The 14,483-nt window shown below is 45.0% G+C and carries 12 protein-coding genes; 9 read left to right on the forward strand and 3 right to left on the reverse strand.

Features of this window, described 5'->3' with window-relative positions; genetic code table 11:
• Window positions 1-18: 18 nt before the first annotated feature.
• Both AS194_RS05800 and AS194_RS05805 read left to right on the forward strand, forming a co-directional pair.
• Window positions 19-549, forward strand: a complete 531-nt coding sequence (locus AS194_RS05800) for an Rrf2 family transcriptional regulator (protein ID WP_058024524.1) — start codon at window positions 19-21, stop codon at window positions 547-549.
• Window positions 550-711: 162 nt separating this feature from the next.
• Window positions 712-1,155 carry an SRPBCC family protein gene (locus tag AS194_RS05805; RefSeq protein ID WP_058024525.1) on the forward strand — a complete coding sequence of 148 codons (444 nt, stop codon included), beginning with the start codon at window positions 712-714 and terminating at the stop codon, window positions 1,153-1,155.
• Between the two features lie 46 nt (window positions 1,156-1,201).
• Here the strand turns inward: AS194_RS05805 and AS194_RS05810 are convergent, their stop codons facing one another.
• The 3 genes from AS194_RS05810 to AS194_RS05820 form a co-directional block, all read right to left on the reverse strand.
• Window positions 1,202-1,513, reverse strand: a complete 312-nt coding sequence (locus AS194_RS05810; RefSeq protein WP_025646541.1) for a DUF1244 domain-containing protein — start codon at window positions 1,511-1,513, stop codon at window positions 1,202-1,204.
• A 61-nt stretch (window positions 1,514-1,574) separates the two neighbouring features.
• Window positions 1,575-2,318: a hypothetical protein gene (locus AS194_RS05815; protein ID WP_058024526.1), complete on the reverse strand. Its 744-nt coding sequence runs from the start codon at window positions 2,316-2,318 to the stop codon at window positions 1,575-1,577.
• Window positions 2,319-2,406: 88 nt separating this feature from the next.
• Window positions 2,407-3,153 (reverse strand): hypothetical protein, encoded by a 747-nt coding sequence (locus AS194_RS05820; protein ID WP_058024527.1) that lies wholly within the window; start codon window positions 3,151-3,153, stop codon window positions 2,407-2,409.
• A 470-nt stretch (window positions 3,154-3,623) separates the two neighbouring features.
• On the opposite strand from AS194_RS05820, the gene AS194_RS05825 reads away from it, so the two are divergent.
• The 7 genes from AS194_RS05825 to AS194_RS05855 all read left to right on the forward strand — a co-directional run bounded on the left by AS194_RS05825 (window position 3,624) and on the right by AS194_RS05855 (window position 14,387).
• Window positions 3,624-4,778 (forward strand): MFS transporter, encoded by a 1,155-nt coding sequence (locus AS194_RS05825; protein WP_256713975.1) that lies wholly within the window; start codon window positions 3,624-3,626, stop codon window positions 4,776-4,778.
• Between the two features lie 307 nt (window positions 4,779-5,085).
• A complete protein-coding gene (locus AS194_RS05830; RefSeq protein WP_058024529.1) occupies window positions 5,086-6,756 on the forward strand; it encodes a fatty acid--CoA ligase in 1,671 nt (556 codons plus the stop codon).
• A gap of 314 nt (window positions 6,757-7,070) precedes the next feature.
• A complete protein-coding gene (locus AS194_RS05835) occupies window positions 7,071-9,092 on the forward strand; it encodes a propionate--CoA ligase (protein WP_058024530.1) in 2,022 nt (673 codons plus the stop codon).
• 317 nt (window positions 9,093-9,409) lie between these two features.
• Complete coding sequence (locus AS194_RS05840) at window positions 9,410-10,894, forward strand: CoA-acylating methylmalonate-semialdehyde dehydrogenase (protein WP_058024531.1); 1,485 nt, start codon at window positions 9,410-9,412, stop codon at window positions 10,892-10,894.
• Between the two features lie 186 nt (window positions 10,895-11,080).
• Window positions 11,081-12,241 carry an acyl-CoA dehydrogenase family protein gene (locus AS194_RS05845; protein ID WP_058024532.1) on the forward strand — a complete coding sequence of 387 codons (1,161 nt, stop codon included), beginning with the start codon at window positions 11,081-11,083 and terminating at the stop codon, window positions 12,239-12,241.
• 32 nt (window positions 12,242-12,273) lie between these two features.
• On the forward strand, window positions 12,274-13,056 hold the full coding sequence (locus AS194_RS05850; protein ID WP_058024533.1) for an enoyl-CoA hydratase: 783 nt from the start codon (window positions 12,274-12,276) through the stop codon (window positions 13,054-13,056).
• Window positions 13,057-13,127: 71 nt separating this feature from the next.
• Entirely contained in the window at window positions 13,128-14,387 is a 1,260-nt protein-coding gene (locus tag AS194_RS05855; RefSeq protein ID WP_058024534.1) for an enoyl-CoA hydratase/isomerase family protein, read from the forward strand.
• Window positions 14,388-14,483: the final 96 nt, after the last annotated feature.

The raw sequence follows: 14,483 nt of genomic DNA on the forward strand, positions 1-14,483 counted from the left end.
GTTAAGGAGCATTTGCCCATGAAGTTGACGAACTATAGTGATTATGCGCTGCGCTCCTTAATCTATCTAGCCGTAAAGCCTGAGCCGCAGGCTTTAGCGAACATCAGTGATATTGCTAACAGCTATGATATCTCGAGAAGTCATCTGACAAAGATTATTCATCAATTAGGTCAATTGGGTTATATAGAAACGATTCGCGGTAAAAATGGCGGTAGCAGGCTTGCCCGTGCGCCTGAAAATATCAATTTAGGTATACTCATTAAGCAGATAGAGCCGGACTTTGCGTTGGTTGAGTGCTTTGCAGCAACTGTACCTAAGACTGATGCCACGACGCAACAAGGCTTACCGATAACCTTGATTGATGAAACGGCTGATGAGACAGCTAACAAGGCCTCATCAGTGACAAAGCAAGGCTGCGTTATCAGTCCTGTATGCCGATTAAAGGGGGTGTTTTTTGAAGCCCTTACTGCTTTTGTTAGCGTTTTAGAGGGCTATACTTTAGCTGATATCATTAATAATAAAATTGAATTAAAGGCTTTGTTATCTTAATTCAGTATTCGTGCTAAACATCAGAAGCGATAAAACATCTGGCTCGGATGCATATAAGCAGCGATATCATGTAATAGCGTACTGCTTTGTAGTAAAAGTTGTGCGATAACAATATATAACTAGCCTAAATAGCTTCTCATTTCCCATAAAAGAGATAATCCGATGTTTAAAATAAAAGTAGAGCGTACCGTAAATAAACCGATTGATGAGGTGTTTGAAGCCATAAGCGATCATGCCAGTTATGGATTATTCAAAGCGGTAGGGACGGCTAAGCTACTAACAAAAGGCGATGACGAGCGTAACGGCGTTGGTGCTTTACGTACCATTCAGACGGGGCCAGTCAAATTTTGGGAGCGAATTACGGCGTTTGAGCGTCCGACTCATATGCAGTACAAGATTGAAAAAGCCAGACCTGTTAAAGTGGATCACCGCAAAGGAAGCATAGATTTAAAAGATTTAGGCGATGGTACTACGCAGGTAACATGGATATCTGAAGGTCGATTAGTGATACCATTACCCCTGATCGGCCGCTTGCTTGATCGCAAGATGCAAAAACAAGGTACGGTAGGATTTAGTAGTATACTCAAATCCATAGAAAGCCGCTAATTTAGCGGCTTCGTCTATTTTAAATTTTGAGCTTTATCTTGTAATCTTATTCTGCTTTGTTCTTAGCCGCTTCAAGCTCATTGAAGCGTGCTAACTGCTCAGGTGTGGCTGGCTGTTGATACTTCTGCTTCCACTCAGAGTAGGGCATACCATAGATCAGCTCACGAGCGTCTTCATAGTCGATGTCGATACCACGCTCCTCGCCAGCCGCTTTATACCACTTGGACAAGCAGTTGCGACAAAAGTCAGCAAGGTTCATCAGCTCGATATTTTGTACATCTTTACGCTCGTCTAGATGAGCAAGTAAACGGCGAAATGCCGCAGCTTCTAATTCAATGTTAGATTCTAGTTTTGCCATAAAATTTTCCTAGTGGTTAATGCGTGGTAGCCGATATATCTTATTCAGAATCAACTATGGCTTAAGCACTCTCAAGCTTTGGACGGGCCTTATTGATAGCCTTTAAAAGTGCTTTTTCAAACTCGCCTTGTTTAAATTTGACTAAGTAAGAGTGTGCGGCACAAAAATGACGTACATCCCAATCGTGCGCTATTTGTGTTGCCCAATCGCAGTACTCTTTACCTGCATTAGGCTCGTCTTTAAGCGCTTTTTTGGTTGTGGGATGCAGCATCACCTCAGGCAACATTTTTTCAAGCAATTTAGAAGGAGGGCTCATAAAGGTATCATCAACGTGCAAGCTTTTACTCGCAGGATGATAGGCTAATAAGGAGCCTGCATGAATCATCTCATTAGCATGGATATAATCGATGCCTTGTGACATAGAGAACTCAAGCTCAGGGTAACGCTTAGCGACCACATCACTCTCGACCAAGTCTTCACTCCAGTCCACCTCTGGTACGTGTTTGGCATGGCGACGACTGCCGTAAAAGATAGCTTGCGGGAAATCTTGTGCCATCTGTGCGCAGTGAACCGTGTGGAATGGATGTACGTTCAGTACCGCTTCGACGTCTTGACCGTTATTAGTCAAGGCCATCACTTTATCGCGCACTTCACCTGTCAGCTTATAGCTGTCTAAGAAGATAAACTTGCCGGACTCTAATTTGACAAGCGAGCACTGCGTACCGATATTGATAACGCCGCCGATGCGAAACTCGCCGCGTATGTTCCAAAATCCTGCCCCTAAATTATGAATTTCATCTGACATTTATCGTTTTCCTTATGTAATATATTGAATCAACAAGTGATTGTTTTTCTTGTCGAAATTTTTATGTTTTACGTTTTTCTTAGAGTCGTTATTTTGCCTCAAGCTCGCTACGCGCGTTATCAATAGCAGATAATAACGCTGCTTCAAATTGGCCTTTTTCAAACACCACTAATCCTGAATGCGCACCGCAAAAATGATGTACGCTGCGCCATTCGTGTGCAAGATCTATCGCCCAATCACAATAGGCTTTGCCAGCGTCGGGCTCATCTTTTAGTGCTTGTTTGGTGGTGGGGTGTAAACCTAGGTTTGGCTGTACGGCATCAAACAGCTTAGAAGGTGGTATCTCAAACGTATCATCGACATATATACTTTGGCTAGCAGGATGATAGACCAATAATGAGCTTGCATGGACAGATTCATCAGGGGCGATGTAGTAAATGCCCTGAGGTAGGGAGAACTTAAGCTCAGGATAACGCTCAGCGACCGCATCGCTTTCGACCAAATCCTCTGCCCAATTGACTTCTGGTATTTTCTTTGGATGACGTTTACTACCATAAAACGTGGCTTGCGGAAAGTCTTTTGCCATCTGGTCACAATGTATCGTATGAAATGGATGAACATTTAAGACGGCTTCGACATCTTGACCATCATTGGTCAATGCCATCACTTGCTGACGAACCTCGTCTTTTAAAGTATAGCTGTCCAAAAAAATAAATCGGCCTGATGATAGCTTTATAAGCGCACATTGGACACCGATATCCATAATGCCATTTTTTATAAATGACCCTCGAATACTCCAAAATCCTGCACCTAAATCGTAAATCTCATCATTCATTGACATGACTCCTTAATCGTTTAGTTGTTCAATTATTTTGCTTATTGATAGGTAGCACCCTATGATTATTGATTTTTGAGCGCGTAAAGTCTGTAATAGAAAAGATATAAGCAATGTAGATGTGTAAAAATAAAAAAGAGTTGTTAGGTAAATGTCATCATTGAGGGTATAGACCCAATTTTTTTTATTTTAAACGGAGAGTCTAACCAAGCGCCAATAACACATTTAAACCTGAGTATATCGGTTGGTGTGCTAACATGCTTTTCTGGTCATTATGATAAATAGATATCCTGTATGGCTGTGCACCTCCTTCATAGTTTCACATTATATTCTTTCATTATCCAAGCCAATGACGCCTCCTTGTCATAGCATAATCAATTATAGTAAGCGCCCTTGTGAATAATTCTAAAGATAAAAATCAAAATTTTGCACCAAAGACAGTAGCCTCATCCAGTCACTCTACGTCGTGGATATTAAAGCTCACGATTGGCCTCATTGGTATGTTTGCTTTTTTACAGGTGTACTCTATCCAAGCCGTGCTGCCAGTCATGATGGTGGACTTTTCTGCGACGGAAGTGCAAGCGGGCATGATCGTTGGCGCCACTGTATTGGCCATTGCCATCATGTCACCATTTTTGGGTATGCTCTCAGATGCCGTCGGGCGCAAATCCTTTATCGTCGGTGCTTTGTTATTTTTGGCGATACCAACAGCGCTGATTGCCCAAAGCTCGAGTATTGAATGGGTCGGTATTTGGCGTTTTATGCAAGGACTGTCTGTACCCGGTATTACGGTGGTGACGATTGCTTATATCGGTGAGGAGTTTGAGGGCCGAGCAATGACTGAGCTGATGTCCTTTTATGTGTCAGGATGCGTGCTTGGCGGCTTTTTGGGTCGGTTTTTGATGGGGCATTTGCATGAGCTGATTGGCTGGCGTGATGGCTATTATGTGATGACGGCGATGACTTTGTTGGGAGCGATATGGGTCGGCAAGATGCTACCATCGTCTCGTCACTTTGAGGCCAATCCTAATTTTCGCTCAGCGATACAGACGTTAGGTGAGCATGTCACCAATCGTTATGTGGTGACCGCTTGTCTGCTTGGCGCTTGTGTGCTGTTCTCCCTTGTAGGCTGCTTCACTTTTATCAACTTACATTTGGCGGATAAGCCTTATGAGCTTGGCACGGGTGCGCTTGCCAATATTTTTGCCGTGTATTTGCTTGGTGTGATTATTACGCCACTATCAACGACCTTGCTGCGCCGGTTTGGCTCAGCACGTACGGTTCGGGTAGCCATCATTATCTCCATGATTGGAGTTCTGTTGACCTTGGTGACTCCACTATGGGGGGTAATCATAGGACTTGCTGTTATGTCATCTGGTGTGTTTATTACGCAGTCAGCGACCATCAGCTATATTGCTGTTAATGTCAAAAAAGGTCGATCATTGGCATCAGGCTTATATTACATGGGCTATTACACAGGCGGTACGCTTGGAGCGTGGCTGGGCGGTATAGCTTATGCGCGAGGGCAGTGGTCTCTTACCGTATGGTTGTTATTGTTTGTTCAGGTATTGGCACTCTTGATAGCCAGTTTTGGGATGATTAAAACGACAAGACGCGCCACTTAACGGTATATCAGGTATTGTCTATGTTTGGTTACCCGTCTTATGATACGTAATGTAAGGTCGCTTTACATGGTGATGGTTTTTTCTTACTATCAAAGAGGCATTCAATCTTATTGCGGTCAGTGAAGCTTGTTGCTTTTACTGCGCCAAAACCGATTGGTATTCAGCAGGACGCTATCAACAGTAATAATGACTCTATATTATAAAAATAGTGTGGTTATAGCGGTTCATTCTGTATTAGTATGTCTTATTGCTACTTACTTATTACTATCTATAACTTATAAGCGCGACAAACAAGGAAGTTAGGTCTATGTCAAATATGTACCATAGTGCTCCCTCTGCCTATGATTATCCATTACTGGTCAAGCAGCTCTTAAACCGTGCAAAAACAGTGTCACAAGACCAAGAGATTGTCTATGCGGACAAAAAGCGACTCACTTACAAGGACTTGTTTGAGCGTATCAATCGCTTGGCTAACGTACTCGCAGACCTGAACCTTGATGCAGGCGACATCGTTGCCGTTATGGACTGGGACAGCAATCGCTATCTTGAGTCTTATTTTGCGGTACCGATGTCAGAGTACGTTCTACAAACTGTCAATATCCGTCTATCACCAGAAAAAGTCCTCTACACCATCAACCATGCCAAGCCTAAAGTGCTGATGCTCAACTCTGAGTTTGCGCCATTGGTCAAAGATTATCAGTTTGAAAATTCTAGTATCGAGCACATCATTTGGCTGGACGACAATGGTGTGACCGCTGAAGGGGTTTTTGGCAGTAATCAAAGCCGCGTGACAGGCGAGTATGAAGCATTGCTAGAAGCTGCTGATAGTCATTTTGACTTTCCAGACTTTGATGAAAATATCATCGCGACGACCTTTTACACCTCAGGTACGACAGGGGATCCAAAAGGCGTTTTCTTTAGTCACCGTCAGTTGGTTCTGCACAGTCTAGCGGAAGCCGCAACCTTGGGTATGTTGCCGAACAAGCAAGGTGTCAGCTACGGCGATGTCTATATGCCGATGACGCCGATGTTCCACGTACACGCATGGGGTTTCCCATTTACGGCGACGATGGTGGGGCTAAAGCAAGTCTATCCAGGACGTTATGCGCCTGATAGCTTGCTGGATTTGATCATCAATGAAAAGGTGAGTATCACACATTGTGTGCCAACGATTTTGCAGATGGTGCTCAAAGAGGCACAAGATCGCGATGCCAGCTTTAATGGATTAAAAATGATCATTGGTGGTTCAAGATTGACCGAAGGGCTAGCAAAAACAGCAATGGCTCAAGGCATCGAAGTTTACACCGGCTACGGTATGTCAGAGACGGCACCGCTTATCAGTCTGACTGAATTTAGTCTCAATGAGCCTGAAATGACGGAAGATGAAGACATCGCCCGTCGCTGTATGACAGGTAAGCCGGTGCTTATGGTCGATGCGCAAGTATGGGGTGAGGGCAACAAACCAGTAGGTAAGGGTCAAGAGAATACGGGTGAGCTGGTGCTACGGGCACCTTGGTTGACCCAAAGCTATTTCAAAAATGACGACGCTGGTAAGGAGCTGTGGGAGAGTGGCTATATGCACACTCAAGACATCGCTTACATACGTCCTGATGGTTATATTAAAATCACTGATCGCCTAAAAGATGTGATCAAATCAGGGGGCGAGTGGATCTCATCGCTTGAGATTGAGACGATTTTATCACTGCATCCATCCGTAGCGGATGTCTCAGTGATTGGCGTTCGGGATAAGCAATGGGGCGAGCGTCCGTTGGCTTTGGTGGTACTAAAACCAAATGCTCAAGAAACCAGTGCTGACGATATCAAAGCCATTGCAGAAAAAGCGGTAGAGCGCGGTATCATTCCTAAATATGGCGTGCCAAGTCAATTTAAATTCGTTGATGAACTGCCAAAAACCTCTGTTGGCAAGCATGACAAAAAAGTCATGCGTGAGATGCATGCCAATCAAACTCAAGTATAATATTATCTATCGATTGAATGTCAAAACGCTTGTGCTCATCAAAATGTAATGCGTGTTGCACGCTTAACAGTTGACCTTTGTGATGGGGTCTGCTACATTTTAAACCGATACATAACGTATCGGTTTTTTAATTCTGGCAAGGATGACCAGTATTTATCAGGACATTGTTTACCGCAGTCACAACAGTGTAGCGTTGATAAAGCCAATCGCGTACAAAGATCATATCACGCGATACAAGTGCAATAACAACTTACCAATGCGCCGATTATAAAAAAATCTTATCCCATTTCTCGTTTATGCTAAGGACAGCTACTATGAGCGACCACGCCCAACACCCAGTCTCTACTCTAGCGGCAGACGTGCCCACGTTCGCGGATATTTATCATGATTCCATTATGGATCGAGAGAATTTTTGGGCTGAGCAAGCAAAGCGCATCTACTGGCATAAAGAGCCTGAGCAGATTCTCGATGACAGCAATCTGCCTTTTGCGAAATGGTTTGTTGGCGGTGAAACCAATCTTTGCTATAACTGTGTCGATCGTCATCTAGCAGACCGTGCAGAGCAAGATGCCTTTGTGTGGGTGTCATCAGAGATCAATCAAGAGTTAATAGAAACCTTTCCAGCGGTCGTTGATTCGTTTGAAGATCTGGGCAATAATGTTGAGTTTTATACAGATTATGCCAAGCGCCGCCTGACTTATAATGATTTATACAAAGAAGTGAATTACTTCGCAGACGTGCTACAGCGTCATGGTATCGGCAAAGGCGACCGTGTCATTATCTATATGCCAATGATTCTAGAAGCAGCATATGCCATGCTGGCTTGTGCTCGCATTGGTGCTATACACTCAGTCGTATTTGGCGGATTTGCCGCGCATAACTTGGCGATCCGCATGGATGATGCTGAGGCAAAAATGGTCATTACAGTGGATGCAAGTCTGCGTGATGGTAAGGTTATTAACTATAAAAATCTCGTCAATCAAGGCGTTGAACAAGCAACAACCAAGCCTGAGCATGTATTAGTTGTCAATCGTGGTATTTTACCGTTTGAGCCTAGAAATGTTGACGTCGACTATGCGACTGAACGACGTCACAGCTGCGAGGCCCATGCAGTTGTGGCACCAGTTTGGCTTGAATCCAACACACCGTCCTATCTGCTTTATACCTCTGGTACGACTGGCACACCAAAAGGGGTGCAACGTGATACTGGTGGTCATGCAGTCGCGCTGACGACATCGATGGATTATGTCTATGATGGTAAGGCAGGCGAGACATTCTGGGCGATATCAGATATTGGCTGGGCGGTTGGGCATTCGTATACGATTTATGCGCCACTGCTAGCGGGTATGACCAGTGTTATTTACGAAGGCTTACCACACTTACCGAACCCAGGTATCTGGTGGCGTATTGTTGAAGCTAATAAAGTTAATATTCTATTTACGGCGCCTACAGGCGTACGTATGCTCAAAAAGCAAGATGAAAGCTGGATGACGCGCTACGATGTGTCTAGTGTCAAGTCGTTCTTTTTGGCAGGTGAGCCGCTTGATGAGTCAACGGCTAATTGGTTATCTCAGCATTTAGGCGTACCGATTCTAGATCACTATTGGCAGACAGAGTCTGGCTGGCCGATCTTGAGCCATACACCAAAATTCAATCATAAACCGCACAAGCAGGGCTCGCCCGGCTATCCTATGTATGGCTATGAAGCGAAAGTCCTCAATGAGGAAACAGGTGAACCTTGCAGGGCGGGTGAAAAAGGGTTGCTTGCGATTAAAGCGCCACTACCACCTGGCTGTCTCACCACGGTATGGCGTAACGATGAGCGCTTTGTCAGCAGCTACTTTGGTCTCTTTGATGGCCAGCAGTATTCTACCTCAGACTATGCAGTGACAGATGAAGACGGTTACTTTTACATCTTGGGGCGTACCGATGACGTGATAAACGTCGCAGGCCATCGAATAGGCACGCAAGAGATAGAAGAAGCAATCAGTACTCATCCAGAGATGGCAGAATGCGCTGTGGTAGGCATCCAAGATGAGTTAAAAGGCGAGCTACCAATTGCGTTCTGCGTCCTAAAAGATCAATCGCAAGTCGAAACCACCGAAAACCGCTTCCGCATTGAGCAGCAAGTGATAGGTGCTGTGGTCAAATCCTTAGGCGGTATTGCAAGGCCAGCGGCCATTTATTTCCCGCAGGCATTGCCAAAGACGCGCTCTGGCAAAATCCTACGCCGATCTATTCGGGCGTTAGCAGAGGACAGGCCTACAGGCGACATGTCGACGCTTGATAATCCAGCCGCTATTGATGCGATTAAGCAATCGATGAAGGATTATTAGTTGGTATAGGCTAGCAACTATGTTGGTTCCGCCTAAAAACTAGGTTGATCTTATTAGAAGCTCATGAGCAATCATGGGCTTTTTGTTTCTAATATTTGGATAAATCCCCTTTAACAAAACAAACTTAGCGAAAATTTTGATAAAGCGCTTGACCGTAAAATTGATTTATTGTTATAGTCAATAACGATACAAAATAAATCATTTTAAAATTTGGTTTTCTATAAATATTTTACAAATAACTATTTATAGCGCTTAACTTTTAATGAATACTCAGATACCGTCACACGGTAGTCTCGCAAAAAAGATAAGGATATCTTATGCACCACGTTCAGCAGCTCATCAATGGTCAGTTCGTACAATCAAATACCGACGAATGGATTGATATCACCGATCCAGCAACTCAAGAAGTCATCGCAAAAGTCCCTCAAACCACTGATGATGAAATCAACCAAGCGGTTGCAGCCGCCCAAACAGCGTTTGAAACCTGGCGAAAAACACCCATCACCACACGCGCTCGCATCTTTTTGACCTATCAAGCACTTATTCGCGAGCATATGGATGAGTTGGCAGAAATCTTGACCGCAGAGCAAGGCAAAACGATTGCTGATGCGCGCGGTGATGTGTTCCGCGGCCTAGAAGTGGTAGAGCATGCCGCTGGTATCGCCAATTTGCAAATCGGCGACTTTGTAGAAAACGTCGCATCAGGCGTTGATACTTATAGTATTTGGCAACCACTGGGTGTTTGTGCTGGTATTACGCCATTTAACTTCCCCGCGATGATTCCGCTATGGATGTTCCCAATGGCGATTGCTACGGGTAATACATTCATCCTAAAACCGTCTGAACAAGATCCGATGGTGACTATGCGCCTCGTGGAGCTAGCGATTGAAGCGGGAGTACCAGAAGGCGTGCTGAACGTAGTGCACGGTGGCAAAGCTACCGTTGATGCTATCTGTGATCATCCAGATATCAAAGCGGTTTCTTTTGTGGGTTCTACCAACGTTGGTAAACATGTCTATGAGCGTGCCAGCCAATCAGGTAAGCGTGCTCAATGTATGATGGGTGCAAAAAACCACGGTGTTATCTTACCTGATGCTAATAAAGAGCAAACGCTCAATCAGCTAGCGGGCGCGGCGTTCGGTGCCGCTGGTCAACGCTGTATGGCATTGTCAGTGGTCGTGCTAGTGGGCGCAGCTGGTGAATGGATTGACGAGATTAAAGCCAAAGCAGAAAGTTTAGTTGTCTCAGCAGGTAAAAATGATAAAGATTTAGGACCATTGATTTCTCCTGCTGCAAAAGCCCGTGTCGAGCATTTGATTGGAACTGGGGTAGAAGAGGGCGCAAGTTTACTACTTGACGGTCGCGGAATTACTGTTGAAGGGTTTGAGAACGGTAACTTTGTTGGGCCGACTATTTTTGATAATGTCACAAGCGACATGCAAATCTATAAAGAAGAGATCTTTGGCCCTGTGCTATGTATTATGCGCGCTGATAGCTTGGACGAAGCGATTGCACTGCTTAATGCCAATCCACATGGCAATGGTACCGCGATATTTACCCAGTCAGGAGCGGCAGCTCACAAATTCCAACAAGACATTCAAGTCGGTCAAATCGGTATTAATTTGCTGATTCCTGTGCCACTTCCAATGTTCTCATTCTCAGGTTCACGTGGCAGTAAACTTGGCGACCTAGGTCCTTATGGCAAGCAAGCCGTACAGTTCTATACTCAGACGAAGACAGTGACGGCACGTTGGTTCGATGATGAAGCGAGCCGCGGTGTTAACACGACGATTTCGATTTAATCGTCGGATTACTGTATTTTCGGTATAACGTTAATACGACTTGCGGTACTATTGAACGCAATTTTATTATCGTTATACCGTTATCATATAGCGCTAATGTCCTATAAAATCTCTGACCAGCGTTTTTATCGACGTTTATCTGAGATTTAAGCCCTCTATTTGATCTATAAGAACAAGGATGACCCTATGGATTTTTCATTGACCGATGACCAAGTTGCTTTTCGTCAAACAGCCCGTCAGTTTGCGCAAAAAGAGCTTAAACCGAATGCTGCTGAATGGGATCGCACCTCGCATTTCCCAGTGGACATCATCAAAAAATCTGGTGAGCTTGGCTTTTTGGGACTATACACCAATCCAGAATATGATGGTTTGGGCCTGCCAAGACTCGACTCAGCAATGGTATTCGAAGAGCTGGCATGGGGTGATACGTCCGTGGCGGCCTATATGAGCATTCATAATATGGCCGCCTGGATGATTGGTGAGTATGGTAGCGAACCCTTATGCAAAAAATACTTGCCCAATATGGTCAGCGGTGAGTGGCTTGGCAGCTATTGCTTAACAGAGCCAAATGCAGGCTCTGATGCGGCCTCACTCCGTACCAAAGCGGATAAACAAGGCGACCATTACGTACTGAACGGCGAAAAAACCTTTATCTCTGGTGCAGGCTCGACCGATGTATTGGTGGTGATGGCGCGTACTGGTGGTGCTGGGCCAAAAGGTGTATCAGCGTTTGTTGTAGATGCCAATAGTGCTGGTATCGAATATGGCAAAAACGAGCATAAAATGGGCTGGAAAGCACAGCCGACACGAACGATTAGCTTTAAAGATGTCAAAGTCCCAACAGAAAACCTGATAGGTGAAGAAGGTCAAGGTTTTCGTATCGCGATGAAAGGTCTAGACGGTGGTCGTATCAATATCGGTATTTGCGCGGTAGGAACGGCGCAGGCTGCATTAGAGACGGCAACCAGTTACGTACAAGAGCGCAGTCAATTTGGCAGTCCAATTGCTAGCTTACAGTCAGTACAGTTTAAACTTGCTGATATGTTGACTCAGACCATCGCTGCACGGCAAATGCTGTATCTTGCAGCGAGTAAAGTCGATAACAATGATGGGCAAGCGTCTACCTACTGCGCAATGGCCAAGCGTCTCTCCACCGACCTTTGTTTCGATGTTGCCAATGAAGCTCTGCAATTACACGGCGGCTATGGGTATTTAAACGAGTATCCGCTCGAGCGCCATGTACGAGATTTGCGCGTGCATCAAATTTTAGAAGGCACCAATGAGATCATGCGCGTGATTATTTCACGTCAAGTCTTGCAAGATGAAGGGCTAAGCCAACTTCGCTAATTTATCTCGATCTACTGAAACAAGGATGTTTTATGACAGATTATACCAATCTACAGCTATCAATTGAGGGTCATACCGCAACATTGACGTTGAACAATCCACCTGCACATACGTGGACGATGGATAGTCTACATGCGCTTAAGCAGCTCATCACAGATCTCAATACCAATGACGATGTTTACGCATTAATCGTGCATGGAGATGGTGAAAAATTCTTCTCGGCTGGTGCAGATTTAAACAATTTTTCAGATGGTGATAAAGGCCGTGCGATAAGTATGGCGATTGCATTTGGTGAGGCGTTCGAAGCCCTGTCTGCCTATCGCGGTGTCAGTATCGCCGTCATCAACGGCTATGCGATGGGCGGTGGACTGGAGTGTGCGCTCGCGTGTGATATTCGTATTGCAGAAGCGCACGCCCAGATGGCACTGCCAGAGACAGGTGTGGGATTACTGCCCTGTGCAGGCGGTACGCAAAACCTACCTTGGCTAGTGGGTGAAGGGTGGGCAAAGCGCATGATACTGTGCGGTGAGCGCGTTGATGCAGATACCGCACTGCGTATCGGTCTGGTTGAAGAGGTCACTACAAAAGGTGAGGGACTACAAGCCGCTCAAGATTTGGCAAAAAAAGTCGCTAAGCAATCACCCGTCGCCGTCAGTTATTCTAAAGCGCTGATTCAAGCGGCTAGAGACACGCCACCTGCGCAAAATTTGATCCATGAGCGTGAAGCTTTCGTTAAGCTATTTGACACAATGGATCAGCGTGAAGGGGTGCAAGCCTTTTTAGAAAAGCGTCAACCCAATTGGCAAAACAAATAAGCATTGCTTAAAATGCTTGGGTCATAACACTCATGACATTATTTAACTTTTTAACTTTGTAGGTCACTTTTATGACAGCAGCTACCGACGATACCCAAAACTCTTCGAACAATACCGAGCAAGAGGCATCTGTATTGTTCAATACTGAACCAACAGATTGCGGGCATTTGATTGGGATAATGACACTTAATACCCCAAAATCGCTTAATGCGCTCAGTGTTGATATGTGTCAACTGCTAGCAGCGCAGTTAGAGGAGTGGCAAGCGGATGACCAAGTAGTGGCGATTGTGTTAAAAGGTGCAGGCGATAAGGCCTTTTGTGCAGGCGGTGATATTCGTAAGCTCTATGACAGTATGTCTACCAGTGCACCAATGCCAAACCCTTATGCCACTGAGTTTTTCAGTCACGAGTATCGTCTATATCGTCAAATGCACTTTTACTCAAAACCATTAATACTTTGGGGTGATGGCATCATCATGGGCGGCGGTATGGGGCTGATGGCAGGATGCAGTCATCGTGTCATCACTGAGCGCACACGTTTTGCTATGCCTGAGATTACTATTGGCCTATTTCCTGATGCCTCAGGCAGTTGGTTTTTGCAGCGAATGCCTGCCAAAACAGGTTTGTTCTTAGGCTTGACTGGCGCGATGTGCAATGGCAATGACGCGCTGTTGGCCAACCTAGCAGAGTATGCTGTTGCAAGTCATGATTATGATGCTGTCATACAACGTCTTAAGCAGAGCGACTGGCAAACGCTCGATAGTGCCAGTAGTTCAAACAAGTTCCATCATAATAGTGCGCATAGTATCGTCAGCCGTGCACTTGCTGAGCTGCCAGTAGCCGAGTTGTCTGATAGTAAGCTCGCGACCTACTGGCAGCCTATCCAAAAATTGATGAACAGTGGCAGTTTGGCAGATATCGATGCATTGCTACAAAGTGATGAAGCGCTAGTACAGTTAAATAAAGATTTTTCAGAAGACAGTTGGACTCAGCGAGCAGTTGCAACCTATCGTCATGGTTGCCCAGTGACGGCAGCGTTAACCTATGCGCTGTATCACAAAGTCGCTGATTTATCGATAGAACAAGTTTTATATTTAGAAACCAACGTGGCGGTACATTGTGCAGCCAATCCTGATTTCAAAGAAGGTGTGCGTGCATTATTGATTGATAAAGATAAAGATCCGCAGTGGTCGCGCTCGTTGGCAGGCTGCGTAAGTGTAGAAGGCCAAGCGTATATCGATAAGCACTTTGCCAATCCTTATCCAAAAGGTGAGCACCCTCTAGAAGATTGGCTGGGTGAGGAAGCTTTGGGCAGTCAGTATGTGCGCTAATTATTTACAGACAACTCAAAAAGTAAGACAGACAGCGTTTTTTAATACTTTTAAAAAAGCATTGTAAAACATAACGTAAATATATTAGGGCGTGTT

Source organism: Psychrobacter piscatorii (assembly GCF_001444505.1).
Taxonomy (GTDB): Bacteria; Pseudomonadota; Gammaproteobacteria; order Pseudomonadales; family Moraxellaceae; genus Psychrobacter; species Psychrobacter piscatorii_B.

Bases quoted from the DNA above. Each gene is read 5' to 3' on its own strand.
- AS194_RS05800 (WP_058024524.1), top strand. From the start codon at position 19: ATGAAGTTGACGAACTATAGTGATTATGCGCTGCGCTCCTTAATCTAT.
- AS194_RS05805 (WP_058024525.1), top strand. From the start codon at position 712: ATGTTTAAAATAAAAGTAGAGCGTACCGTAAATAAACCGATTGATGAG.
- AS194_RS05810 (WP_025646541.1), bottom strand. From the start codon at position 1,513: ATGGCAAAACTAGAATCTAACATTGAATTAGAAGCTGCGGCATTTCGC.
- AS194_RS05815 (WP_058024526.1), bottom strand. From the start codon at position 2,318: ATGTCAGATGAAATTCATAATTTAGGGGCAGGATTTTGGAACATACGC.
- AS194_RS05820 (WP_058024527.1), bottom strand. From the start codon at position 3,153: ATGAATGATGAGATTTACGATTTAGGTGCAGGATTTTGGAGTATTCGA.
- AS194_RS05830 (WP_058024529.1), top strand. From the start codon at position 5,086: ATGTCAAATATGTACCATAGTGCTCCCTCTGCCTATGATTATCCATTA.
- AS194_RS05835 (WP_058024530.1), top strand. From the start codon at position 7,071: ATGAGCGACCACGCCCAACACCCAGTCTCTACTCTAGCGGCAGACGTG.
- AS194_RS05840 (WP_058024531.1), top strand. From the start codon at position 9,410: ATGCACCACGTTCAGCAGCTCATCAATGGTCAGTTCGTACAATCAAAT.
- AS194_RS05845 (WP_058024532.1), top strand. From the start codon at position 11,081: ATGGATTTTTCATTGACCGATGACCAAGTTGCTTTTCGTCAAACAGCC.
- AS194_RS05850 (WP_058024533.1), top strand. From the start codon at position 12,274: ATGACAGATTATACCAATCTACAGCTATCAATTGAGGGTCATACCGCA.
- AS194_RS05855 (WP_058024534.1), top strand. From the start codon at position 13,128: ATGACAGCAGCTACCGACGATACCCAAAACTCTTCGAACAATACCGAG.